22 protein-coding genes are annotated in these 26,805 nt (G+C 71.2%); 13 read left to right on the forward strand and 9 right to left on the reverse strand.

The window, feature by feature from the left end; all coding sequences use genetic code 11:
- Nucleotides 1-117: 117 nt before the first annotated feature.
- The gene (rplK, locus tag G127AT_RS10185; protein ID WP_210896555.1) at nt 118-546 is read left to right on the forward strand and encodes a 50S ribosomal protein L11; all 429 of its coding nucleotides are present in this window, start codon (nt 118-120) and stop codon (nt 544-546) included.
- Between the two features lie 147 nt (nt 547-693).
- The gene (gene rplA / locus G127AT_RS10190; protein ID WP_210896557.1) at nt 694-1,383 is read left to right on the forward strand and encodes a 50S ribosomal protein L1; all 690 of its coding nucleotides are present in this window, start codon (nt 694-696) and stop codon (nt 1,381-1,383) included.
- Between the two features lie 118 nt (nt 1,384-1,501).
- Here the strand turns inward: rplA and G127AT_RS10195 are convergent, their stop codons facing one another.
- The gene (locus tag G127AT_RS10195) at nt 1,502-2,869 is read right to left on the reverse strand and encodes an NAD-dependent succinate-semialdehyde dehydrogenase (RefSeq protein ID WP_210896558.1); all 1,368 of its coding nucleotides are present in this window, start codon (nt 2,867-2,869) and stop codon (nt 1,502-1,504) included.
- A 147-nt stretch (nt 2,870-3,016) separates the two neighbouring features.
- Here G127AT_RS10195 and G127AT_RS10200 point away from each other — a divergent pair, with 147 nt between their 5' ends.
- A complete protein-coding gene (locus tag G127AT_RS10200; protein WP_425305900.1) occupies nt 3,017-4,207 on the forward strand; it encodes a CaiB/BaiF CoA transferase family protein in 1,191 nt (396 codons plus the stop codon).
- On the forward strand, nt 4,204-5,385 hold the full coding sequence (locus tag G127AT_RS10205) for an acyl-CoA dehydrogenase family protein (RefSeq protein WP_244857523.1): 1,182 nt from the start codon (nt 4,204-4,206) through the stop codon (nt 5,383-5,385). The genes G127AT_RS10200 and G127AT_RS10205 overlap by 4 nt, the downstream gene beginning before the upstream one ends.
- Before the next feature lie 30 nt (nt 5,386-5,415).
- Here G127AT_RS10205 and G127AT_RS10210 read toward each other — a convergent pair whose 3' ends face one another.
- A complete protein-coding gene (locus G127AT_RS10210; protein ID WP_244857976.1) occupies nt 5,416-6,798 on the reverse strand; it encodes an aspartate aminotransferase family protein in 1,383 nt (460 codons plus the stop codon).
- Nucleotides 6,799-6,827: 29 nt separating this feature from the next.
- Entirely contained in the window at nt 6,828-8,027 is a 1,200-nt protein-coding gene (locus G127AT_RS10215) for a DmpA family aminopeptidase (protein WP_210896566.1), read from the reverse strand.
- 144 nt (nt 8,028-8,171) lie between these two features.
- On the opposite strand from G127AT_RS10215, the gene G127AT_RS10220 reads away from it, so the two are divergent.
- The gene (locus G127AT_RS10220; protein WP_210896568.1) at nt 8,172-9,671 is read left to right on the forward strand and encodes an APC family permease; all 1,500 of its coding nucleotides are present in this window, start codon (nt 8,172-8,174) and stop codon (nt 9,669-9,671) included.
- Nucleotides 9,672-9,679: 8 nt separating this feature from the next.
- Nucleotides 9,680-10,264, forward strand: a complete 585-nt coding sequence (locus tag G127AT_RS10225; protein ID WP_244857524.1) for a TetR/AcrR family transcriptional regulator — start codon at nt 9,680-9,682, stop codon at nt 10,262-10,264.
- Between the two features lie 313 nt (nt 10,265-10,577).
- On the opposite strand, the gene G127AT_RS10230 is transcribed toward G127AT_RS10225, so the two are convergent.
- Together G127AT_RS10230 and G127AT_RS10235 are read right to left on the reverse strand one after the other, a co-directional pair.
- Nucleotides 10,578-12,083, reverse strand: a complete 1,506-nt coding sequence (locus tag G127AT_RS10230; RefSeq protein ID WP_210896572.1) for an XRE family transcriptional regulator — start codon at nt 12,081-12,083, stop codon at nt 10,578-10,580.
- A gap of 140 nt (nt 12,084-12,223) precedes the next feature.
- Nucleotides 12,224-13,411: a polyamine ABC transporter substrate-binding protein gene (locus tag G127AT_RS10235; RefSeq protein ID WP_244857525.1), complete on the reverse strand. Its 1,188-nt coding sequence runs from the start codon at nt 13,409-13,411 to the stop codon at nt 12,224-12,226.
- 149 nt (nt 13,412-13,560) lie between these two features.
- On the opposite strand from G127AT_RS10235, the gene G127AT_RS10240 reads away from it, so the two are divergent.
- The 7 genes from G127AT_RS10240 to fgd all read left to right on the forward strand — a co-directional run bounded on the left by G127AT_RS10240 (nt 13,561) and on the right by fgd (nt 23,226).
- Nucleotides 13,561-15,057 (forward strand): anaerobic C4-dicarboxylate transporter family protein, encoded by a 1,497-nt coding sequence (locus G127AT_RS10240; protein WP_210896576.1) that lies wholly within the window; start codon nt 13,561-13,563, stop codon nt 15,055-15,057.
- Nucleotides 15,058-15,169: 112 nt separating this feature from the next.
- Nucleotides 15,170-16,513 (forward strand): M20/M25/M40 family metallo-hydrolase, encoded by a 1,344-nt coding sequence (locus G127AT_RS10245; RefSeq protein ID WP_210896578.1) that lies wholly within the window; start codon nt 15,170-15,172, stop codon nt 16,511-16,513.
- Nucleotides 16,514-16,741: 228 nt separating this feature from the next.
- On the forward strand, nt 16,742-17,656 hold the full coding sequence (locus G127AT_RS10250) for a hypothetical protein (protein WP_210896580.1): 915 nt from the start codon (nt 16,742-16,744) through the stop codon (nt 17,654-17,656).
- A 262-nt stretch (nt 17,657-17,918) separates the two neighbouring features.
- Nucleotides 17,919-19,250 carry an isocitrate lyase gene (gene aceA / locus G127AT_RS10255; protein WP_210896582.1) on the forward strand — a complete coding sequence of 444 codons (1,332 nt, stop codon included), beginning with the start codon at nt 17,919-17,921 and terminating at the stop codon, nt 19,248-19,250.
- 20 nt (nt 19,251-19,270) lie between these two features.
- On the forward strand, nt 19,271-20,941 hold the full coding sequence (gene aceB, locus G127AT_RS10260) for a malate synthase A (protein ID WP_210896584.1): 1,671 nt from the start codon (nt 19,271-19,273) through the stop codon (nt 20,939-20,941).
- A 297-nt stretch (nt 20,942-21,238) separates the two neighbouring features.
- Nucleotides 21,239-22,021 carry a hypothetical protein gene (locus G127AT_RS10265; RefSeq protein ID WP_210896586.1) on the forward strand — a complete coding sequence of 261 codons (783 nt, stop codon included), beginning with the start codon at nt 21,239-21,241 and terminating at the stop codon, nt 22,019-22,021.
- Nucleotides 22,022-22,185: 164 nt separating this feature from the next.
- Nucleotides 22,186-23,226, forward strand: a complete 1,041-nt coding sequence (fgd, locus tag G127AT_RS10270; RefSeq protein ID WP_210896588.1) for a glucose-6-phosphate dehydrogenase (coenzyme-F420) — start codon at nt 22,186-22,188, stop codon at nt 23,224-23,226.
- A 24-nt stretch (nt 23,227-23,250) separates the two neighbouring features.
- Here the strand turns inward: fgd and G127AT_RS10275 are convergent, their stop codons facing one another.
- The 4 genes from G127AT_RS10275 to G127AT_RS10290 all read right to left on the reverse strand — a co-directional run bounded on the left by G127AT_RS10275 (nt 23,251) and on the right by G127AT_RS10290 (nt 26,798).
- Nucleotides 23,251-24,051, reverse strand: a complete 801-nt coding sequence (locus G127AT_RS10275) for an IclR family transcriptional regulator domain-containing protein (RefSeq protein ID WP_210902039.1) — start codon at nt 24,049-24,051, stop codon at nt 23,251-23,253.
- Nucleotides 24,052-24,166: 115 nt separating this feature from the next.
- The gene (locus tag G127AT_RS10280; protein WP_210896590.1) at nt 24,167-25,339 is read right to left on the reverse strand and encodes a thiolase family protein; all 1,173 of its coding nucleotides are present in this window, start codon (nt 25,337-25,339) and stop codon (nt 24,167-24,169) included.
- On the reverse strand, nt 25,336-26,022 hold the full coding sequence (locus G127AT_RS10285) for a 3-oxoacid CoA-transferase subunit B (protein ID WP_210896592.1): 687 nt from the start codon (nt 26,020-26,022) through the stop codon (nt 25,336-25,338). Before G127AT_RS10285 ends, G127AT_RS10280 begins: the two co-directional genes overlap by 4 nt.
- The gene (locus G127AT_RS10290) at nt 26,019-26,798 is read right to left on the reverse strand and encodes a 3-oxoacid CoA-transferase subunit A (protein WP_210896594.1); all 780 of its coding nucleotides are present in this window, start codon (nt 26,796-26,798) and stop codon (nt 26,019-26,021) included. Before G127AT_RS10290 ends, G127AT_RS10285 begins: the two co-directional genes overlap by 4 nt.
- Between the last annotated feature and the right edge of the window lie 7 nt (nt 26,799-26,805).

Genomic DNA, 26,805 nt, shown 5'->3' on the forward strand with positions numbered 1-26,805 from the left:
GCGCATCCGCTATGCTTGAGCGGTTGTGCCTTCGCGCACATCCCCACCGCATCCCGGATCGACCGGGACCGCGGGAGAGTGCCCCGATGCGGGCGTTCGAACAGAAAGAGAGAAATCATGGCACCGAAGAAGAAGGTCACCGGTCTGATCAAGCTTCAGATCAAGGCCGGCGCCGCGAACCCCGCCCCGCCGATCGGCCCCGCCCTGGGTCAGCACGGCGTGAACATCATGGAGTTCTGCAAGGCCTACAACGCCGCGACCGAGTCGCAGCGCGGCAATGTGATCCCCGTCGAGATCACCGTCTACGAGGACCGCTCGTTCACCTTCGTCCTGAAGACCCCGCCCGCCGCGGAGCTCATCAAGAAGGCCGCCGGCGTCGCCAAGGGCTCGGGCGTCCCGCACACCACCAAGGTCGGCAAGATCAGCAACGACCAGGTGCGCGCGATCGCCGAGCAGAAGATGGCCGACCTGAACGCGAACGACCTCGACGCCGCGTCGAAGATCATCGCGGGCACCGCCCGTTCGATGGGCATCACGGTCGAATAACCGGCCGATCTCGTCGGTCGAGGAGCGCGAAGCGCGTCTCGAGGCCACGAGATCGAGGACGCCGCATCGCGCGGCATCCCGCACAGAACTCACATCGTGGCAGCGCCCGCCAGGCGCGATGACCACACTCTCTCAAGGAGAACCAACATGGCGAAGAAGTCCAAGGCCTACCGGGCCGCGGCCGAGAAGATCGAGGCCGGCAAGTACTACACCCCGTCGGAGGCCGTCGCCCTCGCCAAGCAGACGGGTTCGGCCAAGACCGACTCGACCGTCGAGGTCGCCGTCAAGCTCGGCGTCGACCCGCGCAAGGCGGACCAGATGGTGCGCGGCACCGTCATCCTCCCGCACGGCACCGGCAAGACCGCCCGCGTCATCGTCTTCGCGACCGGCCCCGCGGCCGAGGCCGCGATCGCCGCGGGCGCCGACGAGGTCGGCGGCGCCGAGCTCATCGAGAAGGTCGCCGGCGGCTACACCTCGTTCGACGCGGCTGTGGCCACGCCCGAGCTCATGGGCCAGGTCGGCCGTCTCGGCAAGGTGCTCGGCCCCCGCGGCCTGATGCCGAACCCGAAGACCGGCACGGTGACCCCGAACCCGGCCAAGGCCGTCGAGGACATCAAGGGCGGCAAGATCGAGTTCCGCGTCGACAAGCACGCCAACGTGCACTTCGTCGTCGGCAAGGCCTCGTTCTCCGAGCAGCAGCTCGACGACAACATCAAGGCCGCCCTCGAAGAGGTCGTGCGCCTGAAGCCGTCGAGCGCGAAGGGCCGCTACATCCAGAAGGGCGCTGTGTCGACCACGTTCGGCCCCGGCATCCCGCTGGACGTCAACGCGATCTGACGCACACCGCGTACACGAAGGGCCCGCCTCGGCGGGCCCTTCGTCGTTTCCGGGGGCGGGGAGGAGCGGGAGCGGAGGCGGCGCGCCGCGGCATCCGTTCGCCGCGGCGCGCGCCCGCTCAGCCGCCGATGCGGATGAGCTTCTTGTTGACGAACTCGTCGGCGCCGAGACGGCCGAGCTCGCGGCCCGAACCCGAACGCTTCACACCGCCGAAGGGCAGCTCGGCGCCCTCTGCGCCCACCGCGTTGATGAAGACCATGCCGGCCTCGATCGCATCCGCCACGCGCAGCGCCTGCTCGGGATCCGTCGTGAACACGTACGAGCCGAGGCCGAACGGGGTGTCGTTGGCGATCCGCACCGCCTCCGCCTCGTCGGCGGCGCGGTAGACGGCCGCGACCGGTCCGAAGAACTCCTCGCGGTACGCGTCGTTTCCGGCATCCACCTCGGTCAGCACCGTCGTCTCGAAGAAGTTGCCGCTGCGGCCGCCGCCGGCCACGAGCGTCGCCCCGCCGGCCACGGCCCGCTGCACCTGGCCCTCGAGCCGCTCGGCGGCCGCCGCCGACGACAGCGGGCCGATGACCGCATCCGGCGACGACGGATCCTTCGCCTCGACCGCGGTGAGCGCCGCCGTGAACTTCTCCAGGAACGCGTCGTACAGCCCGTCGACCACGATGAAACGCTTGGCGGCGTTGCACGACTGACCGCTGTTGTCGAGGCGGGCGGAGACGGCGGCATCCACCGTCGCATCGAGGTCGTCGGTCGAGAACAGCAGGAACGGATCCGAACCGCCGAGCTCGAGCACGACCTTCTTCAGGTGCCGGCCGGCGAGCTCGGCGACCGCCGTGCCGGCCCGCTCCGAGCCGGTGAGCGAGACGCCGCGCACCCGCGGGTCGGCGATGACGCCCTCGATCTGCTCGTTCGAGGCGAGGATGTTGACATAGGCGCCTGCGGGGAAGCCGGCGTCGCGGAAGATCTGCTCGATCGCGATCGCCGACTCGGGGCACTGCGGGGCGTGCTTCAGGACGATCGTGTTGCCGGTCACCAGGTTCGGCCCCGCGAAGCGGGCGACCTGGTAGTACGGGAAGTTCCACGGCATGATGCCGAGCAGCACCCCGAGCGAATCGCGGCGGATGAACGCCGAGCCCTCGCCGGCGAGCAGATCGATCGGCTCGTCGCGCATGATCGCCTCGGCGTTGTCGGCGTAGTACGTGTAGATCTCGGCGGCGAAATCGACCTCGCCGAGAGCCTGCTCGATCGGCTTGCCCATCTCGCGCACGATGATCTTCGCGAGCTGCTCGCGCCGCTCCGAATGCAGCTGCCCGACCCGGCGGATGAGGGCGCTGCGCTCGCCGACCGTCGAGGTCTTCGACCAGTCGCGATGCGCGGCGTCGGCCAGGCCCAGGGCCGCCTCGAGCTCGGCGTCGGTGATGGTGGGGTACTGCTCGATCGTTGCTCCGGTCGCGGGGTCGACGACGGCGTAGCTCATGAGGCTCCTTCCACGGGTATGCGAACGACGGGCCCCGCAGGTTCGGCGTCGGCGCCGTCGGGCACCAGCCTACGGGTATGGTGGCCGTGCACGGTGGCGCTGTTCGCGGCAACCGGCGACGACGGCGAGGAGGCCGAGGTGCAGGCAGTGCTCGCGGGCATCCGCGTCGCCGACTTCTCGCGGGTGCTCGCCGGCCCCTACGCGACGATGCTCATGGCCGACTTCGGCGCCGACGTGATCAAGGTCGAGCCGCCCGGCGGCGACGAGACGCGCGCATGGCGTCCGCCGGTGGATGCCCTGGGCCGATCCACCTACTTCGGCGCCGTGAACCGCGGCAAACGATCCGTCGTGCTCGACCTGACGACGGAGGCCGGGCTCGCCCGGGCGCGACGGCTCGCGGCATCCGCCGACGTCGTCGTCGAGAACTTCCGCCCGGGGGTGATGGCCCGCTTCGGGCTCGACCACGCCTCGCTCGCCGCCGGGAACCCCGCGATCATCAGCTGCTCGATCACCGGATTCGGCGCCGGGGCCGGGATGCCCGGCTACGACCTGCTCGTGCAGGCCGTCGGCGGCCTCATGTCGGTCACCGGGCACCCGGGCGGCGAGCCGGTGAAAGCCGGCGTCGCCCTCGTCGACGTCATCACCGCGCAGAACGCGCTGAGCGGCATCCTGCTCGCCCTCCGCGAGCGGGATCGAAGCGGCATCGGCCAGCACGTCGAGGTGAACCTGCTGCAGAGCCTGCTGTCGGCCCTCGTGAACCAGGCCTCCTCGACGCTGGCCACCGGGCAGGCGCCGGCGCGACTCGGCAACCGGCACCCCTCGATCGCGCCGTATGCCGTGTTCCGCGCCGCCGACCGGGAGCTCGTGCTCGCCGTCGGCAACGACCGCCAGTTCCGCACCCTCGCGCGTCTCATCGGCCGACCCGAGCTCGCCGACGACCCCCGCTATGCGACGAACCCGGCCCGCGTCGCCGCACGCGACGAGCTCGAACCCCTCCTCGAGGCCGCCTTCGCGACGCGGCCGGCGGCCGAGTGGGTGGGGGTGTGCACGGACGCCGGCGTTCCGGCCGGGCTCGTCAACGACATCGCCGAGGCCGTCGCGTTCGCCGAAGGGCTGGGGCTCGACCCCGTCGCCCCCGGCGGCGCCTCGATCGCGAACCCCGTCGGCCTCGGCCGCACGCCGGCCGCGTACACGGAGGGGCCGCCCGGGCTCGGCGAGCACGACGGCGCGGTATGGGCGGATGCCGGGGCGCGCCCGGGCGACGCCCCCGACGGGCGCGCCGGCGCGGCCGAGAACGCCGCGCCACGGCATCCGCACCCGAGAAAGGAACCCGCGTGACCGCGCTCGACCGCATCTTCGACCTCGACGCCCTGCTCAGCGAGGAGGAACGCGGCTGGCGCGACCGGGCGCGCGCCTTCGCCGCCGAACACATCGCCCCCGTCGTCGACGACGACTGGGAGCGCGCGCACTTCCGCCGCGAACTCGTTCCCGCGCTCGGCGAGGCCGGCTTCCTCGGCATGCACCTCACCGGGTACGGCTGCGCCGGCGCCGGCGCCGTCTCGTACGGGCTCGTGTGCAGCGAGATCGAGGCCGCCGACTCGGGGTGGCGCACCTTCGTCTCGGTGCAGGGCTCGCTCGCGATGAGCGCGATCGCCGAATACGGCACGGAGGCGCAGAAGGAGCAGTGGCTGCCCGGGATGGCCGCAGGCACCCTCGTCGGATGCTTCGCGCTCACCGAACCGCAGGGCGGCAGCGACCCGGGCGCGATGACGACCGTCGCCCGGCGCGACGGCGGCGACTGGGTCATCGACGGCGCCAAGCGGTGGATCGGCCTCGCCTCGCTCGCCGACGTCGCCGTGGTGTGGGCGCGGGTCGAGGAGGACGGCTTCGGCACCGGTGCCCGGGCGGTGCGCGGCTTCCTCGTGCCGACCGCGACGGCCGGCTTCGAGGCGACGCCGATCACCGGAAAGCTCTCGATGCGCGCCTCGGTGCAGTGCGATGTGCGCCTGGACGGCGTGCGTCTGCCGGCCGAGGCGATGCTGCCGGATGCGGCGGGCCTGTCGGGCCCGTTCGGCTGCCTGAACGAGGCGCGCTTCGGGATCGTGTGGGGGGCGATGGGCGCGGCCAGATCCTGCTTCGACGCCGCCGTCGGCCGCGCGAGCGAACGCGAGGTGTTCGGCCGCCCCATCGGCGCCGCCCAGCTCACCCAGGCCAAGCTCGCCGATATGGCCGTCGAACTCGAGAAGGGGTACCTGCTCGCGCTGCACCTCGGGCGTGCGAAGGAGCGCGGGGCGCTCACGCCGGCGCAGATCTCGGTCGGCAAACTGAACGCGGTGCGCGAGGCGCTCGAGATCGCCCACCAGGCGCGCTCGATCCTGGCCGGCGACGGCATCACGAGCGCGTTCCCGGTGATGCGGCACGCTGCCAACCTCGAATCGGTCCGCACCTACGAGGGCACGGACGAGATCCACCAGCTCGTCATCGGCCGCGAGCTGACGGGCCTCGGCGCGTTCTGAGGGCGGATGCGGCCGGGGCCCCGCGCCGCGTCAGCCGAGGTGTGCGTCGGCGACATCGAGCGCCTCGTCGATGATGTCGAGGCCGTGGGCGAGCTCCTCCTCCGCGATGACGAGCGGCGGGGCCACGTGCACCCGGTTGAAATGCGTGAACGGCCAGAGCCCGGCGCGTTTGCAGGCGGCGGCCACTGCGGCGACGGGCGCTGCATCGGCACCGGAGGCGTTGAAGGGGACGAGCGGCTCGTGCGTGCCCTGATCCCGCACGAGCTCGATCGCCCAGAACAGGCCGCGCCCGCGGACCTCGCCGACCGAGGGATGCGCATCGGCGACGGCGGCCAGACGCGGGGCGACGATGCGCTCGCCGAGGTCGCGGACGTGTTCGAGGATGCGGTCCCGCTCGAAGACCTCGAACGTCGCCACGCCGGCCGCGCAGGCGAGCGGGTGCCCGGAGTAGGTGAGCCCGCCGGGGAACGGCCGCTCGTCGAAATACGCCGCGATCCACGGGGACATGATCACCCCGCCGAGCGGGACGTACCCCGAGTTCACGCCCTTCGCGAAGGTCACGAGATCGGGCACGACGCCGAAGCCGTTCACCGCGAACCACTCGCCGACCCGGCCGAACCCGACCATGACTTCGTCGGCGATGTAAACGATGCCGTACCGGTCGCACAGCTCGCGTACGCCGGCGAGGTATCCGGGCGGCGGCACGAGAACCCCGTTCGTGCCCACGATCGTCTCGAGGATGATCGCTGCGATCGTCTCCGCGCCCTCGAGGACGATGACCTGTTCGAGATGCGCGAGCGCACGATCGGCCTCCTCTTCCGGGGTGGACGAGTGGAACGCGGAACGATACGGGTACGGGCCGAAGAAGTGGGCGACGCTGCCGTCGCCGGGCTCGTTCGCCCAACGGCGCGGGTCTCCCGTGAGCGAGATCGCCGTGGCCGTCGCACCGTGGTAGCTGCGGTACGCCGAGAGCACCTTGCGCCGGCCCGTGACCAGGCGCGCCATCCGCACCGCGTATTCGTTCGCGTCGGCCCCGCCGTTCGTGAAGAAGACCCGGTCGAGATCACCCGGTGCGACCTCTGCGATGCGTCGCGCGAGCTCGCCGCGCACGTCGGACGCCATCGAGGGCTGGATCGTCGCCAGTCGTCCGGCCTGGTGCCGGATGGCTTCGACGAGGTCCGGATGCCCGTGGCCGAGGTTCAGGTTCACGAGCTGGCTCGAGAAGTCGAGATAGGCGTTGCCCTCGTAGTCCCAGAAGGTCGAGCCCGATCCGCCGGCGACGGGCAGCGGGTCGATGAGCGACTGCGCGCTCCAGGAGTGGAAGACGTGCGCGCGGTCGTCCGCGCGCACTGCGGCCCCGAGCTCAGGCGCCGGCAGCGGATGCCGGGTGCCTGTCGGGGCCGTGAACGGCATGGCATGCGCCGGTGCGCTCGTCGTATCGGTCATTCGTGCTCCTTCACGGTCTGGCGGTCGGTGGTCGGCACGGAGGGGGACGGGTGCGGCGGTGCCGCGAAGGCGGACCGCACCTCGTCATGCGGGAGGGCGAAGGCGACGTGCCCGTCACGGCCGACCGTGTCACGGGCGGCCACGAGAGCGTTGACCGTGGCCTCCTCGACCGCCTCGACGACGGCGGCGAAGAACGGATCGATCCGCCCCCATGGCACGAAGGCGAGCGTCTCGAGACCGCGGCCCTGCTCGTGGCCGAGCATCGAGGTCAGAGCGCCGGGGTTCGCGGTCGAGAAGGCGAGGAAGATGTCACCGGAGAAATGGCTCGCGGTGGTCCCGGTGCGGGCGAGGCCGAGGGGAACGCGCCGCGCGAGCGCGGCGCACTGACCGGGCAGCAAGGGGGCATCCGTTGCGACGACGACGATCACGCTGCCCGATCCCCCGGCGACTCGGGCGCGTTCCCCGTCGCGTTCGAGCCAGGCGGTCGTCTCCATGGGATTCGGTGCAGCCGAGGAACGGCCGAGGCGGCGCCCATCGATGCGCAGCTCGTCGCGGGAGCCGAAGTTCGCCTGCAGGAACACGCCGACCGTGTAGTGCTCACCGCCGACCTCGACGAGGCGGGACGCCGTGCCCGAACCTCCCTTGAAGCCGTAGCAGGTCATGCCGGTGCCGCCGCCCACGGAACCCTCGGAAATCGCTCCGCCGTGCGCGGCGTCGAGCGCGGCGCCGGCGTGCTCCGGCCGGACGTTGCCGGCGTTGATCGCGTTCAGGTATCCGTCCCAGGTCTCGCCGACGACGGGTAGCATCCACTGCGCGGAAAGGTCGGGGCGCGTGCGATGCACCCATTCGTCGACCCCGCGGTGCACGGCGCCGACCGCATGCGAGTTCGTGAGGGCGATCGGCAGGGTGAGCGCGCCGGACTCGTCGATCCAGGTGCGCCCGGTGAGCTCGCCGTTCCCGTTCAGCGAGAAGGTCCCCGCCGCGCAGGGCACGCCGATACCGTCCCTCCCTCGGGGGAGGATCGCCGTGACCCCCGTACGGGCGACGGACGCGGAGCCGGGGCCCGCCGGATCGCCGGACGCGATCGTCGCGTAGCCGACCTCGACGCCCGGAACGTCGGTGATCGCGTTCCAGCGCCCGGCGCGCCCGTCGAAGGGGATGCCGAGGTCTCTCGCGCGGGGTGCGGTGGTCGTCATCGACGCTCCTCAAAATGCTGAACAGACGTTCAAACCGTCTGCGGCACAACTTAGCACTCTTGACAGGCATTCTTACCTGTGGCTTGAATGGGCGTTCAAATCCAGGATCCCGTACCGGACGGGCCCCGAGCGGAGGAGACGACGATGTCCGAACAGACGGTCAACAGCGGCGAACGAGCTCCATCCACACGAAGAGGCGCACTCGCCGCCGGGCGGCTCGGCGTCGGCGACATCGTCTTCTTCGTCGTCTCGGCCGCGGCCCCGCTGACGGTGGTCGCGAGCGCCGCCCCGACCTCGATGCGCATGGGCGGCATCGGTGCGGCCGGTGCGATGCTCGTGTGCGCGGTCGTGCTCATCCTCTTCGCCTCGGGCTTCACGGCGATGTCGACGCACGTGCGCAACACGGGCGCCTTCTACGCCTACGTCGCCCGCGGCATCGGCAAGCCCGCCGGCACGGGCGTGGCCTTCGTCACGATCTTCGCCTACGCCATCCTCTCGGTCTGCTTCTACGGCTTCATCGGCTTCTTCGGCGAACTCACCTTCGGCGGGATCTTCGGCATCGAACTGCCGTGGGTGGTCTGGTCGCTCATCGCGGCCGCACTCGTCGCCGTCCTCGGGTACCGCAAGATCGACGTCGGGGCGAAGGTGCTCGGGGTCCTGCTCACGCTCGAAGTCGTGATCCTGCTCGCGCTCGCGATCGCCGTGCTCGGTCAGGGCGGACCAGAGCCGATCAGCGCGGCGCCCTTCGACCCGCGGGAGATCTTCTTCGCCGCCGGCTCCGGAAGCCTCTTCGTCGTCGGGTTCGGCGCATACCTCGGGTTCGAGGGCACCGCGATCTACGCCGAGGAGGCGAAGCGCCCGAAGCGCACGATCCCCATCGCGACGTACGTCGCCATCGCCTTCCTCGGCGTCTTCTACGCCTTCACGTTCTGGATGCTGACGGTCGCCTTCGGTGCCGACGGCGTCATCGAGATGGCCCGGTCCGACGCCTTCGAGACGATGGTCTTCGCCGCAGGCGAGGAGTACCTGGGCGCGTGGGCTGCCGTCGTCATGCAGGTGCTCATCGTGACGAGCTTCTTCGCCTGCGTCCTCGCGTTCCACAACGCCTCCAGTCGTTACCTCTACGCGCTCGGGCGGGAACGGCTGCTGCCGGCCGTCCTCGGCCGGACGCATGCGAAGACGAAGGCCCCGCACGCGGCGAGCGCCGTCATGAGCGTGCTCGCGCTCGTCGCCATCCTCGTGGCCTTCGCCCTCGGCGCCGACCCGTTCCTCCAGTTCGCGATCTGGACCTACGCGACCGGGGTCGCCGGGCTCGTCTTCGCACAGGGGGTCGCCGCCGTCGCCGTCGTCGGGTTCTTCGCACGGAACCGCCGCGGGCACAGCCCGTGGCGCGTGCTCGTCGCCCCGGCGCTCGGTGCCGCCGGCCTCATCACCGGGTTCCTGCTCATCGCCTTCAACTTCGAGATCGTCACGACCTTCACGGGGCCGATCAACTGGGTGCTCCTCGCGCCCACGCCCGTGCTGTTCATCGCCGGTATCGTCATGGGCATGGTCATCAGACGGCGCGATCCCGCACGGTATGCGGCGCTCGCCGAGAACCTCGACGACGCGGCTGCGGCCGGGCCCCGCGTGGGGGCCGAGTGACGCGGGGCGTGAAACGGACGGAGCGTCGCGGCGAACTCGTCGCGGCGCTGCGCCGTGTCGCCCGTGACCAGGGCCTCGCGCAGGCGAACGTGCGCGCGGTCGCCGCGGAGGCCGAGATGAGCGTCGGCAGCGTGTTGTACTACTTCGAGAACTTCGAACAGTTGCAGCTCGCCGCGGTGGAAGGCGTGCTGGAGGAGTTCTACGAGCGTCGCCGGGCGATCACCCTCCGCGAGCCCGACCCGGTCGCCCGCTTGCGCGCACTCATCGAAGCCGGGGTGCCGGACGAGATCAGCGGCGATCTCAGGATCGTCTACGAGAGCATCGGGCTCTTGCGCGAGAAGCCCAGCTACAAGCCCTTGCACCGTTCGATCGTCGAACGTCAGGTCATGCTGTACCGATCCACGATCGAGATCGGGGTCGCGCTCGGTGCCTTCCGCCCGAGGCAGGAACTGTCCATGGTCGCCCGGAACATCGTCGCGCTCGAGGACGCATACGATCTCTACCCGCTCGTCGGGGTGGATCTCGACCGTGGCGAATGCCGCGGGGCCGTGATCGGCTACGCCGAACTCGCCCTGGACTGCGATCTCGGCTGAAACCGGGGCGAAGCCGCCGGTCTGGGTCGGTGCCTCGGGTAGTTGATCGGCGGGGGTCTCGAGACGCTCGCTGCGCTCGCTCCTCGACCGGCGGAGGGGGGCTCGCTGCGCTCGCTCCTCGACCGGCGGAAGGGGGCTCGCTGCGCTCGCTCCTCGACCGGCGGAAGGGGGCTCGCTGCGCTCGCTCCTCGACCGGCGGAGGGGCGCCGCCCGTCGGTCGAGTAGGCCGCTGGCGGCCGTATCGAGACCAGCGAGCCCCCCTCCGTCGGTCGAGTAGGCCGCTGGCGGCCGTATCGAGACCAGCCCCGCGCGGTTACTCGGCGGGGGCGTGCGCCTCGAGGAACTCGTACACCTCGGTCTCGTCGACGCCCGGGAAGCCGCCCGTCGGCAGTGCCGCCAACAGGCTCGTCGGGGTGCGCGCGGCCGGCCATGCGGCATCCGCCCATCGCTCGGAGAGTCCGCCCGGCGCCCGCCGGCAGCACGACTCCTCGGGGCAGCGCGACACCGCCCGATTCGCGGTCTCGCGGCCCCGGAACCACTTCACATGCTGGAACGGCACCCCGACCGACACCGAGTACTCGCCCTCCTTCGCCTTCTCGATGCGGGAGGTGCACCAGAAGGTACCGGAGGGGGTGTCGGTGTACTGGTACCAGGGGCTGAAGCGGTCCTCGACGTCGAAGACGGTGCGCGCCGTCCAGTTGCGGCACACGGTCGTGCCCTCGATCGCACCGAGCGCGTCGGACGGGAAGCGCACCTGGTCGTTCTCGTACGCCTTGATGATCGTGCCCGACTCGTGCACCTTCATGAAGTGCACCGGGATGCCGAGGCGAGCGGTGGCGAGGTTCGTGAAGCGGTGCGCTGCGGTCTCGTAGGAGACGGCGTAGGCGTCGCGGAGGTCTTCCATCGAGATGCGCCGGAGGTTCTTCGCCTCGGTGAGGAAGCGGACCGTGGCCTCCTCGGGCAGCAGGATCGCCGCCGTCAGGTAGTTGGTCTCGACGCGCTGGCGGAGGAACTCGGCGTAGCTCTCGGGCTCCTCGTGGCCGAGCACCTGGCTCGCGAGGGCCTGCAGGATGGGGGAGCGGGAGTCGCGCGAGGGCGAGTGCGTCGTCGGCAGGTAGATGCGGCCGTTGCGTTTGTCGGTGACGGATCTCGTGGAGTGCGGCAGGTCGCCGACGTAGTGCAGCGAGAAGCCGAGATGGGCGGCCATGTCGCCGACGAGCTGGTGGGAGACGGGCCCGCCGGAGTGGCCGACGGCGGCCAGGAGTTCGGCGGCCTCGGCCTCGAGTTCGGGGAAGTGGTTGTCGCGGGCGCGCATCTCGTCGCGGAGTTCGGCGTTGGCCCGCCGGGCCTCCTCGGGCGTGGCGGCCCGCTCGCGGTGCAGGCGGTCGATCTCGTTGTGCAGGGCGAGCAGGGTCTGCAGGGTCTGGTCGCTGAGGCCCTTGCCGATGCGGAAGCGCGGCAGCCCGAGCGCTTCGAAGACGGGGCCGCGCTGGGCGCGTTCGACGGCGATCTCGAGCGCGGCCCGCTCGGAGGGCGGCTCTTCTTCGAGGAGTTCGTCGGCGCTCGTGCCGAGGGTCAGGGCGATCTGGCGGAGCATCGACAGGCGCGGTTCGCGCTTGCCGTTCTCGATCATCGAGATCTGGCTCGGTGCCCGGTCGACGCCGGCGGCGAGCTGGCCGAGGGTCATGCCGCGTGCGGTGCGGCGTTCGCGGATGCGGCGGCCGAGGGTGAGCGCATCGACGTCGTGCCCGTCGGCCTCGGCCTGCGCAGGCTGGTGCGCGGATGCGGTGAGCGTTCGACCCGAATCGACGATGACCATGGTTCATGCTCACACGAGCCTGCGTCGATGGCAAACAGAAGAACAAGAGAAGTTCTGCGAAGCAGGGGTGTGGATGCCGGTACGCGCGGCATCCCGGCATCCACACCCGGAAAAAACCGCGGGTGTTGCGAAAATCGCACTCAGGCGCCGACGCGCGCCTTCGCCGCGTCGAGGATCTCCACCAGGCGCGGCTGCGCCGCCGTCAGCTCGCCCTCGTCCATCGTCTCGAGCTGCTCGGGGGAGAAGAAGATCATCTCCGGCAGTTCCACGCCGGCATCCCGGGCCGCACGCTCGACGCCGGCCGTGCCCGTGTGATAGCCCGTGAACTCGAGCTCGGCGAGCGAATGCGGAGGCTCCAGCACCCAGTCGATGAACGCGTGCGCCGCGTCCGGGTTCGCCGCATCGGCCGGGATCGCCCAGCAGTCCATCCACAGCTCCGTGCGCGGGGCTCCGAGCACCCAGCGCCACCGCTCCGGCTCATCGCTCGCGAGGATGCCGAAGCGCGCATCGCCGTTCCAGTCCTGCACGAGCGCACTCGTGGCATCCGGGATCCGCGCCTCGCTCGGCGCCGAATCGAACCCCTGCAGATGCGGTGCGAGCGTGTTCACCAGGAAGTCCTCGGCGGCCGCGAGCTCGGCCTCGTCCGTCGTCATCCAGTCGATGCCGTTCGCCCAGAAATACGCGCCCGCGACGTCCTCCTTCGCATCCAGCATCGTCGTCGCCCCGCTCGCCTCGCGCTGGGCGGCATCGAGGAAGTCCGCCCACGTCGACAGCTCACGGCGGATGACCGTCGTGTCGTACAGGAAGCCCGTCGTGCCCCACGCCTTGCAGACCGAGAACTCGTCGTCCGGATCCCACGGCATGCCGCGGTATGCCGCGTCGACGTTCGCGAGATTCGGGATGCGGTCGCGGTCGAGACGCCGCAGGCGCCCCCGGGCGATCATGGGCGGCAGATACGTGCTCGTCGGCACCACGAGATCGTAGGCGGCGCCCGCGTCGAGCTTGGCCAGCATCTCCTCGTTCGACCCGTAGGAATCCAGCGTCACCGCCGGGCCGAACGTCTGCGTGAACGACTCCAGCACCTCGGGGGCGTCGTAGGCGCCCCAGGTGCCGATCGACAGGCCGCCGGCGATCCGCCGATCGGTGCCCGACGGCGCCGGACTCGGGCCGCGGCCGCTCGGCGTGCAGGCCGCCAACAGCCCCGTCGCCCCCGCGACCGCCGCCATGCCGAGGAAGCGCCGGCGCGAGAGATCGCGCCCGATCCGCTCGGCCGCCGACTCGCCGGCCAGCACCCGCACGGGTCGGCCCGCACCCCAAGGACTCCGCACGACAACCTCCCCCGTGCGCCATTCAACCGCCGCCCGCGCACGGGGCGCAAGAGGGGCGACGCTGGCCCGACCCATAGGAATCGGGATATGCTCATCCCACGTGCGCCGCTTCGGGGGGAGCGGCCGTCGCCTCCGGGGGGAGCGGGCGAATGGAGATCTTTCTCGCGATCGTGCAAGCGTGCGTGGTGCTCGGCGCCATCGTGCTCGGCGTTCGAATGGGCGGAATCGGCCTCGGCCTCTGGGGCGTCGTCGGCACCGGCGTGCTCGTGTTCGGCTTCGGCCTGGCACCGGGCGATCTGCCCATCGACGCGTTCTTCATCATCATCGCGGTCATCACGGCATCCGCCGCGATGCAGGCCGCAGGCGGCATCGACTACCTCGTCGGCATCGCCTCGAAGATCATCCGGGCCAACCCGAAACGCCTCACCTACGTCGCCCCGCTCGTCGCCTTCGCGTTCACCGCGCTCTCGGGCACCTCGAACATCTTCTTCGCGCTCATCCCGGTCATCTACGAGACCGCCTACCGCAACGGGCAACGGCCCGAACGCTCGCTGGCGGCATCCACCGTGACCAGCGGACTCGGCATCACCGCGAGCCCCGTGTCGGCCGCGATGGCCGCCTACCTCGTGCTCGTCGAACCGCAGGGGTTCCCGCTGCCTCGCATCCTCATGATCACCGTGCCCGCCGCCATCGTCGCGTGCATCGTCACCTCCTTCGTGCAGCAGCGCATCGGCAAGGAACTCATCGACGACCCGAAGTTCCTGAAGCGCGTCGAAGCCGGCGAGGTCGAGATGCCGCCCGTGCTCGCCGCGAAGTACCGTGCGAAGCTGGCCGCCGAGGGCGGTGCGGGCGGGGGCGTCGGCGGCTCGTCGTCGGCGGATGCCGCGGGCAGTGCGACGGCGACGGACGCCGGGAACGATACGAGCAGCGGATCGGGCGGCTCCCCGGCATCCACCGTGGAGGCCACGGCTCCGCACGAGCAGCCCGTGCCGAAGGGCGGCCGATCCTCCGCCTGGGTCTTCATCGCCGCGATCATCGTGATCGTCGCCCTCGGCCTGTTCCCCTCGATCCGGCCGCAGGTGCCCACCGGCGACGACGGCGAGACCGAGGCCATCAGCATGTCGATCGTCATCGAGATCCTGATGTTCACGGCCGCGCTCGTCATCATGATCATGCGCAAGGTCAAGCCCGCCAAGGTCCTCGACCAGTCCCTCATGGCCTCCGGCTTCATCGCCGCGATCGCCCTCTTCGGTATCGCCTGGATGGCCGACACCTTCATCGGCGGCAACCAGGAGACGATCATCGACCCGCTCGGCGACCTCATCACGCACGCGCCGCTGCTCCTGGCCGTCGCCCTCTTCATCGTCTGCGGCCTCACGACCAGCCAGTCCGCGACGACGAACATGATCGTGCCCATCGCGATCGCCGCCGCCGTCGCACCCGGCGTCATCACGGCGATGTGGCCCTCGCTCATCGGCGTCTGGCTGTTCCCCGCGAACGGCTCGCAGATCGCCGCCGTCGAAACCGACCGCACCGGCACGACGAAACTCTCGCCCGTGCCGATCTGGCACTCCTTCACGATCCCGATGCTCGTGTCGTGGGTGGCCGTCGTCGGCGTCGGACTGCTCATCCAATTGATCCCGTGAGCGGATGCCCGGGCGCGTCCGCCGCGCGCCACGGCATCCACCGCAGCACAGGCATCCATCGCAGCACAGGCATCCACCGCCGGCCGGGCCGGCACCGCAGGAAAGGCGAACCATGACCGACGCAGCCGAACTCATGCAGAAACTCGACGCACTCATGCCCGACGTGCTCGACCGGCACGCGAAACTCGTCCGCATCCCGTCCATCGCGTTCCCCGGCTTCGACGAGAAACCCGTGCACGAGATGGGGCAGGCCGTCGTCGACATGCTCCGCGACGCCGGCGCGGCCGACGCCGAACTGCTCGCCGTGCCGGACGGCTACCCGTGCGTCTACGCCGACATCCCCGGCCCCGAAGGCTCGCCGACCGTGCTGCTCTACGCCCACTACGACGTGCAGCCCGCCCCCAAGGAGCAAGGCTGGACGAGCGACCCGTGGGAGCCGACGAAGAAGGCCGACGGGCGCATCTACGGACGCGGCGCCGCCGACGACAAATCCGGCCTCGCCATGCACTACGGCACCCTGAAACTGCTCGCGGCGAACCCGCCGTGCCGCATCAAGATCCTCGTCGAAGGCGAAGAGGAGACCATCTCGCACCTCGAACCCTTCGTCGAAGCCAACCCCGAACGCTTCGCGTGCGACGTGGCCGTCATCGCCGACATCGGCCCGCAAGCCGTGAACCGGCCCGGCCTCACCACCGCGCTCCGCGGCGACGTGTCCTGCACCATCACCGTCTCGACGCTCGCGAACCCCGTCCACTCCGGCCTGTTCGGCGGCGCGGCGCCCGACGCGATGACCGCCATGATCCGCATCCTCGCCGGCCTCCACGACGACGCCGGCGACACCGTCATCCCCGGCGTCGACAGCGGCACCTGGCCGGGCGCCGCCATGGACGAACCCGTCTACCGCGCCGGATCGGCCATCCTCGACGGCGTCGACTACCTCGGCACCGGCTCGCTCTCCGACCGCATCTGGGCCAAGCCCTCCGTCACCGTCATCGGCATGGACGTGCCGAACACCGTGGAGGGCTCCAACGTGCTGCTGCCCTCGGTGAAGGCGCGACTCTCGCTCCGCATCGCCCCCGGCTCCGACGCCGACGCCCAGCTCGACGCGCTCATGTCGCACCTGCGGGCGCAGACGCCGTGGAACTGCAAGGTCGAGGTCGAGAAGGTCAAGACCGGCCACGCCTTCGCCGTCGACACCTCCGCCTCGGCCATCAAGGCCGCCGAAGACGCGCTCTCGGAGGTCTACGGCAAGAACGTCGAAGCGATCGGCTCGGGCGGATCCATCCCCCTCGTCGCCTCGATCCAGAAGGTCGCGCCGAAGGCGGCGATCGTGCTGTGGGGGGTGCAGGACACCGAACACGCCCGCATCCACGCCTCCGACGAATCGGTCGACCCCGCCGAACTGCAGCGCATGACCGCCGCGCAGGCGCTGCTGCTCACGAAGCTGGGCGCGTAGCGCGCTGCCGCGCCGCCCGCGCCACCCCGCTCCTCATCGAGTTGCCACCTTTCGCGGGAATGGGTGGGTCATTCCCGCAAAAGATGGCATCTCGGTGGGGTGGCCGTTGGGGGCGGTGGCGGCGCGTCGAGGGCGCACCGGTCCTCCACAGCGGCGGCCGGGCGGGTAAGGGTCCACAGATTCCGTGAGAGGCGACCGTGGATGCCGGGGGCTTGCCACGCTCGTCGAATGCGATCTCCGAGCCCGTTGCCGACGCCTTTCCGCGCTCAGCCCTTCTCGACCCGCGACGCGCTCGCGGCCGGCGTGCGGTCGACGCGCCTGCGCGCCGGAGACCTCCGGGCGCCGTTCAGCGGAACGCGCGTGCCGTCCCGCGCGGATCCGTCGTTCGTCCAGCGATGCCGGGCGCTCGCCGCGGTGATGGAGGAGCACCACGTGTTCGCCGGACCGACCGCGGCGCGGCTGTATGGGATCCCGTTGCCGGCACATGTCGATCGCGACGAGACCCTGCACGTCCTCTCCATCGGGGGCCGGCGGGCGATGTGCCGCAACGGCGTCGCCGGGAGCACCACGGCGGCGGTGCCGGCGACCGTGCCGGCGCCCGGCATCCGCACCCGGATGACGACGGCTGCCGACACATGGTGCGCGCTGGGGGCGATGCTCGCGCAGGAGGACCTCGTGATCGCCGGCGATCGCCTCATCGGCCTGCCGCGCCCGCTCGCCGACCCGCGGCAGATCGATGCCGCGATCGAGCGTCACGGCTCCCGCCGCGGGTCGCGGGCGCTCGCCGCGGCGAGGGGTGCGATGCGCGCGGGCTCCTTCTCGCCGAGGGAGAGTCGTACCCGGCTGCGGATCGCACGGGCCGGCCTGCCGGAGCCGGAGCTGAACGCGCGCATCGTGCTCTCGACCGGCCGATGGGTCCGCGGCGATCTCGTGTTCCGCGTCTTCCGCGTGCTGCTGGAGTACGAGGGCGAGCACCATCTGACTGACGCACGGCAGTGGGCGATCGATATCGAGCGGTACAACGACCTCGTCGCTGACGGGTGGCAGGTCATCCGGGTGACGAAGGCGATGAGCGAGACGGAACTCGTCGCGCGCGTCACTCGGGCGCTGCGCGTTCAGGGCTGGCCGCCGGCATCGAGATGACGTTTTCTGCAGGAATGGCGAGGGTTATTCCCGCAAAAGGTGGCATCTCGACGGGGAGGCGGGCGGGTGGATGCGTGCGGGCGGCGGGAGGGGGAGAGCAGGAGGGGAGGGTGAGAGGGGGCGAGGCGGCGACGGACGGCCGGAGTTCCGCGGCGCAGAAGAACGCCGGAAGTTCACCCCACGAAATGTCGGGTGAGGGGGCCCGGGCGCCCGCAGAGTGGATGCCACAGCACATCCGCACCACTCACGAGGAGCCGAACCGATGAGCACCACCCGCCCCGGAGACCAGACCCAGACCGCCGCCGAACTCGAGCTCGAGTGGCAGGCCGACCCGCGCTGGACCGACGTCAAGCGCGACTACACCGCCGAAGACGTCATCGCCCTCCGCGGCCCCGTCCGCGAGGAGCGCACGCTCGCCCGTCGCGGCGCCGAGAAGCTGTGGGAGCAGATCCAGCAGAACACCGGCACCGCCCTCGCCCCGCAGGACGACCCGGAGTGGTCGTACGCGCTCGGCGCCCTCACCGGCAACCAGGCCGTCCAGCAGGTCCGCGCGGGCCTGAAGGCCATCTACCTGTCGGGCTGGCAGGTCGCCGCCGACGCGAACCTCTCCGGCCAGACCTACCCCGACCAGTCGCTGTACCCGGCGAACTCGGTGCCCGCCGTCGTCCGCCGCATCAACAACGCGCTGCTGCGCACCGGCCAGATCGAGCAGGGGGTTTCGACAGGCTCAACCGACGAGAAGGACTGGATGGCGCCGATCGTCGCCGACGCCGAGGCCGGCTTCGGCGGCCCGCTGAACGCCTACGAGCTCATGCACCAGATGATCGAGGCCGGCGCCGCAGGCGTGCACTGGGAGGACCAGCTCGCCAGCGAGAAGAAGTGCGGCCACATGGGCGGCAAGGTGCTCGTGCCGACGAGCCAGCACATCCGCACCATCAACGCGGCCCGTCTCGCGGCCGACGTCGCCGGCGTCCCGTCGATCATCATCGCGCGGACGGATGCCCTCGCCGCGACGCTCCTGACGAGCGACCACGACGAGCGCGACCGCCCCTTCGTGACCGGCGAGCGCACCGCCGAAGGCTTCTACGAGGTGCAGAACGGCATCGAGCCGGTCATCGCCCGCGGCCTCGCCTACGCCGAATACGCCGACCTGCTGTGGGTCGAGTCGGCCGAGCCCGACCTGGCGCTCGCCCGCCGCTTCGCCGAGGCGGTGCACGCGAAGTTCCCCGGCAAGCGCCTCGCCTACAACTGCTCGCCGTCGTTCAACTGGAAGCGCCACCTCGACGACGACCAGATCGCGAAGTTCCAGCGCGAACTGGCATCCATGGGCTACGCGTTCCAGTTCATCACCCTCGCGGGCTTCCACGCGCTGAACCACTCGATGTTCGAGCTGGCCAGCGGCTACCGCGACCGTCAGATGTCGGCCTACGTCGAACTGCAGGAGGCCGAGTTCGCCTCGGAGGCGAACGGGTACACCGCCACCCGCCACCAGCGCGAGGTCGGCACCGGCTACTTCGACAAGATCGCCACCGCCCTGAACCCGTCGAGCGCGACCCTCGCCCTCGTCGGATCCACCGAAGAAGCCCAGTTCTGAACAGCAGTGAGGAGCAGACGATGAACACCACGCCCAGCGCCACGCTCGAGGAGCGCGAGACGGCATCCGTCTCCGAGAGCTTCGAGACCGTCGCCTCGCGCATCGAGGTCACCGAGCCGTACGGCGAGCGCTACGAGGAGATCCTGACGCCCGCCGCCCTCGACTTCCTCGCCGCCCTGCACGACCGCTTCGCCGGCACCCGGCACGAGCTGCTCGCCGCCCGCCTGCAGACGCGGATCGACACGGCCAACGGCCGCGACCCGAAGTTCCTGCCCGAAACCGAGTGGATTCGCCTCGACCCCGAATGGCGGGTCGCCGGCGCGGCCCCCGGCCTCGAAGACCGCCGGGTCGAGATCACCGGCCCGACCGACCGCAAGATGGCCATCAACGCGCTGAACTCCGACGCGAAGGTGTGGCTCGCCGACCAGGAGGACGCCACGAGCCCCACCTGGGCGAACGTCATCGAAGGGCAGCTGTCGCTCTTCGACGCGCTGCGCGGGCGGCTGTCGTACACGAGCCCCGAGGGCAAGGAATACCGCGTCGCACGCGACATCATCGAGACCCCGACGATCGTGCTGCGCCCGCGCGGCTGGCACCTCGTCGAGAAGCACATCCGCTTCCACGACCGGGCGGGCCGCGACATGCACGCCTCCGGCTCGCTCGTCGACTTCGGCCTGTACTTCTTCCACAACGCCGCCCGGCTCATCGAGCTCGGCCGCGGGCCGTACTTCTACCTGCCGAAGCTCGAGCACCACCTCGAGGCACGGCTGTGGAACGACATCTTCGTGTTCGCGCAGGAGTACCTCGGGATCCCGCAGGGCACGATCCGGGCGACCGTGCTCATCGAGACCATCCAGGCCGCGTTCCAGATGGAGGAGATCCTCTACGAGCTCCGCGAGCACTGCGCGGGCCTGAACGCCGGGCGCTGGGACTACATCTTCTCGATCGTGAAGACGTTCCGCTGCCGCGGCCGCCGCTGGGTGCTGCCGAACCGCACCGACATCACGATGACGGTGCCGTTCATGCGGGCCTACACCGAACTGCTCGTCGCGAGCTGCCACAAGCGCGGGGCGCATGCCATCGGCGGCATGAGCGCGTTCATCCCGAACCGTCGCGACCCCGAGGTCACGGAGCGTGCCTTCGCGGCGGTCACGGCCGACAAGCGCCGCGAGGCCGGTGACGGCTTCGACGGCACCTGGGTGGCCCACCCCGACCTCATCCCGGTCGCGCGGGCCGAGTTCGACGCGGTGCTCGGCGAAGCGCCGAACCAGGTCGGGCGCCTCCGCGACGACGTGTCGGTGAGCGCCGCGGACCTCCTCGACATCCCGTCGGCCGGTGGGTCGGTGACGGATGCCGGGGTCGTCGACAACGTCTCGGTCGCGATCCGCTACCTCGAGTCGTGGTTGCGGGGCATCGGCGCCGCGGCGATCGACAACCTCATGGAGGACGCGGCGACCGCCGAGATCTCGCGCTCGCAGATCTGGCAGTGGCTGCACGAGAACACCGTCACCGCCGAGGGGCGCACCATCGACCAGGCGTACATCGTCGCGGCGATGGGCGAGGCCGTCGCAGCCCTGCAGCGGTTCGACGGCGACCGTTTCGACGATGCGATCCAGGTGTTCCGCACCGTCGCGCTCGAGCCGGAGTTCCCGACGTTCCTCACGGTCGGGGCGTACGCGCGCTACCTCTGAGGCGCGAACCGGGGCGGGCGATGGGATGCGGATCCCGCCGAACCCGGGACGGGGTGCGGATGCCGCGGGGCGACCTGCGGCATCCGCACCCCTTCGTCATGCGCCGCGCCTTCGCGTGCCTTGCCCGTGCCGCCGTCCCATGCCCGCGCCGTCGCCGCTTGCGTGCCGCCGCCCTGGCGCGACGCTTCGCTGCGCATGATCCGCCGCGATCGGCCGCCGTCCACCCCTGCCGCTCCGGGCCGGCGTCTGCGACAATGTCGCGTGATGCCCCCGCACACCACTCGTCCCAACCCGCCCGTGCAGATCCCCACCCCGTTCCGTTCCCTGTCGCTCGTGCTCGCCATCGCCTTCGCCGGCGTCCTCGCCGGATGCGCGCCGACGCCCGACGCGCCGGCCGCGTCGACCCCCGCCGAAACCGGCCGGGCCGCCGAACTCGAGCCGACCCCCATCCCCACCCCCGAGGCGTGCGCCGCACTCGACTTCGCGCCCGGTTCCGCGATCGCCGGCACCTCGCTCGCCGACTGCCTCATGGCCGCGATGAGCGCCGCCGGCACCGGGGCGCAGCGCGTCGACACCGACGTCGACGGCCTGGGTGCGACGAGCGCATCGTTCCGCTGGCAGCCGGCCTTCGGCATGCTCGTGCAGCGCGCCGGCGTCGAGATGGTCATCGACGACCAGCGCGGCTGGCTCTACGACGGCGCCCGCTGGGTCGCCGCCGACCCGAACTCCGACGACGAGGCCCTCGCCACCGCGGCGATGATCGGCCAGTCGTTGCGCCCCTTCGCCGACCCGCGCAACCTCGGCCAGTCGCTCGCGATGGTCGAGACGTGGACGGTGCTCGCCGAGGACGAGGTGCCCGCAGCCGACGCCGCCCGCACGACCGCCTGGCACCTCGAGCCGGCCGCCCCGATCCCGCTCGAAGACGTCGTGCTCACCGACGTGGCCCTGTGGATCGGCGCCGACGGGCTGCCCGCGTACTACACGGCGACCGAGGGCTACGAGGGGCAGACGGCGACGACGAGCAACACCTTCCTGCAGTGGGGCGGGCCCGTCGACATCCCGACGCCGTCGGAGGAGTAGGCGCGAGTGGATGCCGGGGCGGGCGGATGCCGGCAGCCACGCATCCCGACGCCGTCGGAGGAATGAGGGCGTGTGGATGCCGGGGGTCGGCGGTTGCCGGGCGGCGGCCGTGCGACTGCGGTGCCCCCGAGCATCCACACCCGGCCCGGCGGTAGCCTGAGGGGATGACCGAACCGCGCCCCCTCACCCTCGGATACAAGGCATCGGCGGAGCAGTTCGCCCCGCGCGAGCTCGTCGAGATCGCCGTCGCCGCAGAGGGCAACGGCTTCGAATCCGTCTTCACGAGCGATCACTTCCAGCCCTGGCGGCACGACGGCGGGCATGCGCCGTTCTCGCTCGCGTGGATGGCGGCCGTCGGCGAGCGCACGAGCGGCATCCGCATCGGCACGAGCGTGATGACGCCCACGTTCCGCTACAACCCGGCGGTCGTCGCACAGGCCTTCGCGACCCTCGGCTGCCTCTCGCCCGGGCGGATCGTCGCCGGGTTCGGCACCGGCGAAGCGCTGAACGAGATCGCGACCGGCTTCCGCGGCGCGGGCGATCAGGAGTGGCCCGAGTTCAAGGAGCGCTTCGCGAGGCTCCGCGAGTCGGTGCGGCTCATGCGCGAACTGTGGCGCGGCGACCGGGTGAGCTTCGCCGGCGACTACTACTCGACGCACGACGCGTCGATCTACGACGTGCCCGAGGGCGGCGTCCCCGTCTACATCGCCGCCGGCGGGCCGACCGTCGCGAAGTACGCCGGCCGCGTCGGCGACGGCTTCATCGCGACGAGCGGCAAGGGCGCGGAGCTCTACACCGACAAGCTCATCCCGGCGGTCAAGGAGGGCGCGGAGGCCGCTGGCCGCGACTTCGACTCGATCGACCGGATGATCGAGATCAAGCTGAGCTACGAGGAGAGCGAGGAGGCCGCGCTCGAGAACACGCGCTTCTGGTCGCCGCTGTCGCTCACGCCCGAGCAGAAGCACTCCATCACCGACCCGATCGAGATGGAACGCGCCGCCGACGCCCTGCCGATCGAGCAGATCGCCAAGCGCTGGATCGTCGGCACCGACCCCGACGCCGTCGCCGACGAGATCGGGCAGTATCTCGATTGGGGCTTCAACCACCTCGTCTTCCATGCCCCGGGAGCCGATCAGCTGCGCTTCCAGGAGCTCTTCGCCCGCGACCTCGCACCCCGGCTGCGCGCGCGTGGCCTCCCCGGCTGAGCCTGCGCGCGGCGCCGGCACGGGTCACTGGAGCGCGAGGTCGGATTCGATGCGTGCGGCGGTGTCGCGGAGGGCGTCGAGCAGCGGGCCGGCGAGCTCGTCGAGCGGGGTGCGGGTGCTCACGGCGACGTTGACGGCCGCGACGACCTCGCCGCCGCGGGCATGAACGGGCACGGCGACCGAGCGCAGCCCGGGCTCGAGTTCGCCGTCGACCAGGGCGAATCCGTCGGCGGCGGCGCGGGCGACCGCCGCAGCGACGTCCAGGGTTCCGGGGGCGGAGCCCGCGGCATCCACGGCGGCCGCCCCGGCATCCACCGCTCCCGCGGGACCTGCTGCTCCTACGGCATCCACTCCGGCATCCGCCGCGCGCCCGGCGAGGAGCACGCGGCCCATCGCGGTGGTCGCCGCGGGCATCCGGGTGCCGATCATGATGTCGACGCGCATGATGCGTCGGGTGGATGCGCGGGCGATGTAGACGATGTCGTCGCCGTCGAGCACTGAGGCTGATGACGATTCGCCGATGCGCCGGGAGAGGTCGGCGAGATGCGGCTGGATGATCTCCGGCAGCCGTAGCGCCGACAGGTACGCGTACCCGAGTTCGAGCACGCGCGGCGTGAGCTCGAAGCGGCCGTCCTCGGCGCGAACGTAGCCGAGCGTCGCGAGCGTGAGCAGGAATCGGCGCGCGGTCGCCCGGGTCAGCCCGGTGCGGGAGGCGACCTCGCTGAGCGTCATGCGCGTGTGCTCGGCGTCGAAGGCGCGCACGACGGCGAGACCACGGGCCAGCGACTGGACGAATCCGTCGCCGGGCATCGCCTCGAGCGCCATCCGAGCGGATGCCTCGATCGGGGACTCCGCTCCGGGGGGTTCGGAGGCCGCGCGCCTCGGGGCGTCGCCGGCGGCATCCACTCGCTCGTTCATCCTGCTCAGCGTATCGGCGCGTTCATCGTTCCAGTACGACCGCGAGGCCCTGCCCGACGCCGATGCAGATCGCGGCGACGCCGACGCGCCCGCCCGTGCGGGCCAGTTCGTGGGCGAGGTGACCGACGATACGCCCGCCCGATGCCCCGAGCGGATGCCCGAGCGCGATCGCCCCGCCGTGCACGTTGAGCTTCTCGGGGTCGAGCTCGGGCCAGAGTCGGAGGCACGCGAGGCTCTGCGCCGCGAAGGCCTCGTTCAGTTCCACGAGGTCGACGTCGGCCCAGCTGCGTCCGGCGCGCGCGAGGGCACGGTTCGCGGCCTCGACGGGGGCGATGCCGAAGACGTCGGGGTCGTTGCCGGCGATGCCACGGCCGGTGATACGGGCAAGGGGTTCGACAGCGGAGCCGGGCAGCGTTTCGCCGCCGACGAGCAGCGCCGAGGCGCCGTCGCTGAGGGGCGAGGAGTTGCCGGCGGTGACGGTTCCGTCGGCGCGGAACGCGGGCTTCAACGGGGCCAGGGTCTCGAGGGTGGATGCCGGGCGGATGCCCTCGTCGCGCTCGAGCGCGGTGCCCGGCACCGGAACCGACTCGGCGTCATAGGCACCGGTGTCCCAGGCGGCGGCCGCGTTTCGGTGGCTACGCACCGCGAAGGCGTCCTGCTCCTCGCGCGAGATGCCGAAACGGTCGGCGAGGATCTCGGCCGACTCCCCGTTCGGGATCGTCCACCGGGCATCCATCCGCGGGTTCACGAAGCGCCAGCCCAGCGTCGAGGAGTGCATGACCTGGTCGCCGTGCGGGTACGGCCGGGAGGGCTTGCCGACGACCCACGGCGCCCGGCTCATCGACTCGACCCCGCCGGCCACGACGACCCCGGCATCGCCGGTCTCGATCGCCCGGCTCGCCTGGATCACCGACTCGACGCTCGACCCGCAGAGACGGTTCACCGTCACGGCCGGCACCGAGGTGGGCAGCCCGGCGAGCAGCCCCGACATGCGGGCGACGTTGCGGTTGTCTTCGCCGGCCTGGTTCGCGTCGCCGAAGGACACCTCGTCGATCGTGGCCGGGTCGATGCCGCTGCGCTCGACGAGCGCAGCGATCACGTGCGCGCCGAGGTCGTCGGGGCGGATGCCGGCGAGCCCGCCGCCGAGCTTGCCGAAGGGGGTGCGGACGGCGTCGTAGACGTACGCGGCGCTCATCGTGCGGTCTCCTCGGGGGCGGCGGCCGCGCCCGCGCCGCCCGTGGCATCCACGAGCCGAAGCCCGGTGCGCTCGGAGAGCTCGGCGACCGTGTTGCAGGCGAACAGCTCCGTCACAGCGAAACCCGCCTCGGTGACGTCGAAGACCGCGTGGTCGGTGTAGACGCGGGTCACGCAACCGAGGCCGGTCACCGGGTAGCCGCACGTCTCGACGAGCTTCGGCTCCCCGGCCCGCGTGAACAGGTCGGTCATGACGTAGACGGCTTTCGCGCCGATCGCGAGATCCATCGCGCCGCCGACGGCGGGGATCGCCCCGGGCTCGCCTGTCGACCAGTTCGCGAGGTCGCCGCGCTCCGAGACCTGGAACGCGCCGAGCACGCACACGTCGAGGTGCCCGCCGCGCATCATCCCGAACGAGTCGGCGTGATGGAAGTACGCAGCACCCGTCAGCTCGGTCACGGGCTGCTTGCCGGCGTTGATGAGGTCCGGATCCTCGTGCCCCGGCTCGGGCGCCGGGCCCATGCCGAGCATGCCGTTCTCGGTGTGCAGGATGATCTCGCGGTCGGCCGGCAGCTGATCGGCGACGAGGGTGGGGGCTCCGATGCCGAGGTTCACGATCGCGCCCTCGGGGATGTCGGCTGCGATGCGCGCGGCCAGTTCGGTGCGTCCGATGCGGCCGCTCATGCGTGCTGCTCCTTCGAGGTCGAGGTCGAGGTGGGTGTCGGGGGTTCGTGAGTGGATGCCGGACCGGCGCTCGCGGCATCCGCACCGGCATCCGTATCCCGCAGCCACGGGCGCACGCCGACTTCGACGACGCGGTCCACGAAGATGCCGGGCGTGACGACGCGCTCGGGGTCGAGCTCGCCGAGGGGGACGATGCGGTCGACCTGCGCGATCGTCATCGCCGCCGCAGACGCCATGATCGGGCCGAAGTTGCGCGCCGTCTTGCGGTAGACGAGATTGCCCCAGCGGTCGCCGGCGAGCGCCGAGATGAGAGCGACGTCGGCGCGCAGCGGGTGCTCGAGGACGTAGTCGCGGCCGTCGATCGTGCGGGTCTCCTTGCCGACGGCGAGCTCCGTGCCGAAGCCCGTCGGCGTGTAGAAGGCGCCGATGCCGGCGCCGGCCGCGCGGATCCGCTCGGCGAGATTTCCCTGCGGCACCAGCTCGAGCTCGATGTCGCCGGCCCGGTAGAGGGCGTCGAACACCTGCGAGTCGGACTGCCTGGGGAACGAGCAGATGATCTTCCGCACGCGACGGGCGGCGAGGAGCGCGGCCAGGCCGGTCTCGCCGTTGCCCGCGTTGTTGTTGACGATCGTGAGGTCGCGCGCACCCTGGGCGATGAGCGCGTCGATGAGCTCGACCGGCTGGCCGGCGCGGCCGAATCCGCCGATCATGACGGTCGCCCCGTCGGGGATGTCGGCGACGGCGGCGTCGATGCTGCCTGCGGTTTTCTGGATCATGCGGCCT

The sequence above is a fragment of the Agromyces archimandritae genome (genome assembly GCF_018024495.1).
GTDB classification, from domain to species: domain Bacteria; phylum Actinomycetota; class Actinomycetes; order Actinomycetales; family Microbacteriaceae; genus Agromyces; species Agromyces archimandritae.

Excerpts from the sequence above, each read along its gene's own strand:
- G127AT_RS10220 (WP_210896568.1), top strand. The coding sequence starts at position 8,172 with ATGTCCGAACAGACGGTCAACAGCGGCGAACGAGCTCCATCCACACGA.
- G127AT_RS10280 (WP_210896590.1), bottom strand. The coding sequence starts at position 25,339 with ATGAGCGCCGCGTACGTCTACGACGCCGTCCGCACCCCCTTCGGCAAG.
- G127AT_RS10240 (WP_210896576.1), top strand. The coding sequence starts at position 13,561 with ATGGAGATCTTTCTCGCGATCGTGCAAGCGTGCGTGGTGCTCGGCGCC.
- rplK (WP_210896555.1), top strand. The coding sequence starts at position 118 with ATGGCACCGAAGAAGAAGGTCACCGGTCTGATCAAGCTTCAGATCAAG.
- G127AT_RS10210 (WP_244857976.1), bottom strand. The coding sequence starts at position 6,798 with ATGCCGTTCACGGCCCCGACAGGCACCCGGCATCCGCTGCCGGCGCCT.
- G127AT_RS10230 (WP_210896572.1), bottom strand. The coding sequence starts at position 12,083 with ATGGTCATCGTCGATTCGGGTCGAACGCTCACCGCATCCGCGCACCAG.
- G127AT_RS10275 (WP_210902039.1), bottom strand. The coding sequence starts at position 24,051 with ATGGCGCTCGAGGCGATGCCCGGCGACGGATTCGTCCAGTCGCTGGCC.
- G127AT_RS10195 (WP_210896558.1), bottom strand. The coding sequence starts at position 2,869 with ATGAGCTACGCCGTCGTCGACCCCGCGACCGGAGCAACGATCGAGCAG.
- aceA (WP_210896582.1), top strand. The coding sequence starts at position 17,919 with ATGAGCACCACCCGCCCCGGAGACCAGACCCAGACCGCCGCCGAACTC.
- G127AT_RS10245 (WP_210896578.1), top strand. The coding sequence starts at position 15,170 with ATGACCGACGCAGCCGAACTCATGCAGAAACTCGACGCACTCATGCCC.
- aceB (WP_210896584.1), top strand. The coding sequence starts at position 19,271 with ATGAACACCACGCCCAGCGCCACGCTCGAGGAGCGCGAGACGGCATCC.
- G127AT_RS10290 (WP_210896594.1), bottom strand. The coding sequence starts at position 26,798 with ATGATCCAGAAAACCGCAGGCAGCATCGACGCCGCCGTCGCCGACATC.
- G127AT_RS10215 (WP_210896566.1), bottom strand. The coding sequence starts at position 8,027 with ATGACGACCACCGCACCCCGCGCGAGAGACCTCGGCATCCCCTTCGAC.
- fgd (WP_210896588.1), top strand. The coding sequence starts at position 22,186 with ATGACCGAACCGCGCCCCCTCACCCTCGGATACAAGGCATCGGCGGAG.
- G127AT_RS10285 (WP_210896592.1), bottom strand. The coding sequence starts at position 26,022 with ATGAGCGGCCGCATCGGACGCACCGAACTGGCCGCGCGCATCGCAGCC.
- rplA (WP_210896557.1), top strand. The coding sequence starts at position 694 with ATGGCGAAGAAGTCCAAGGCCTACCGGGCCGCGGCCGAGAAGATCGAG.
- G127AT_RS10250 (WP_210896580.1), top strand. The coding sequence starts at position 16,742 with ATGCGATCTCCGAGCCCGTTGCCGACGCCTTTCCGCGCTCAGCCCTTC.